Consider the following 1,206-nt stretch of genomic DNA (forward strand, 5'->3'; position numbering starts at 1 on the left):
GCGAAGCCGCCGCCCGTGCGGCTGCCGACGGCTCGTTCACCACCGGCCTCGACGAAGTTCTGGCCCGCTTCAACGGCGAAGGCGACCGCGTGGGCTGGGAGGACTACATCGCCTCCCTGACCGAACTGCCGCGTCTGGCCGCACAGTCCACCGACGGCGGCAAGCTGGCCTATGCCTCGGCCCTGATGCTGAAGGTTCAGGAAGACCGCACGCATGCGGGCGCCCTGATCGCCTCCCTGTCCAACCCGTGGGGCGACACGGTTGACGCGTCCAAGTCCTCGACCGGCTACAAGGCCGTCTGGCCGCGCGACTTCTATCAGGTGGCGATGGCGCTGGCAGCCATGGGCGACAAGGAGACGCCGCTGGCGGCCTTCAACTATCTGCCCAAGGTTCAGGTCGGACCGAACACGCCCGGCAACACCGGCGTCGGCGGCTGGTTCCTGCAGAAGACCCACGTCGACGGCGAACTGGAATGGGTCGCGGTCCAGCTGGACCAGACGGCCATGCCGATCATGCTGGGCTATCGTCTGTGGAAGATGGGTTGGCTGTCCGACGCCCAGATGACCCAGCACTACAACGCCATGCTGAAGCCTGCCGCCGACTTCCTGGTCGATGGCGGCAAGGTCGGCCTGTTGTGGAATGACGCCGAGATCAAGCCGCCCTTCACCCAGCAGGAACGCTGGGAAGAGCAGCAGGGTTATTCGCCGTCCAGCACAGCTGCTGTCGTCGCCGGTCTGACGGTCGCTGCGGAAATGGCGCGCGCTGCGGGCGATGCGGAAGGCGCCGCTCGTTATCAGGCCACGGCCGACGACTACGCCTCCAAGATCGAGGCCACGATGTTCACCACCAACGGCGACTTCGGCAACGGCCGCTACTACATCCGCATCACCCAGAACGCGAACCCGAACGACAAGGGCCCGATGGGCGTCGCCAATGGTCAGGTCGCGGCGCCAGAGGACCGCATCATCGACGGCGGCTTCCTGGAACTGGTTCGCTACGGCGTGCGTCGCGCCGACGATCCGCACGTCCTGTCCACCCTGCCCGTCTATGACGACCAGTCGTTGGACCCACTTTACCGCGTTCGCTACGACTTCGGTCCTGAAGGCGACAAAACCCCCGGCTGGCGTCGTTACGGCGTCGACGGCTATGGCGAGGACTGGCAGACGGGCGCCAACTATGGCGTCGGCGGCGTCATGAGCCCCGGTC

The 1,206-nt window shown here is 66.3% G+C and carries 1 protein-coding gene; it reads left to right on the plus strand.

The features are described from left to right. Positions 1-1,206 (plus strand): glycoside hydrolase family 15 protein (locus QZ281_RS04880; RefSeq protein ID WP_292225376.1); only part of this gene is annotated, 1,206 nt, incomplete at both ends.

This window comes from Brevundimonas sp., assembly GCF_018608325.1.
In the GTDB taxonomy this organism is placed as follows: Bacteria; Pseudomonadota; Alphaproteobacteria; order Caulobacterales; family Caulobacteraceae; genus Brevundimonas.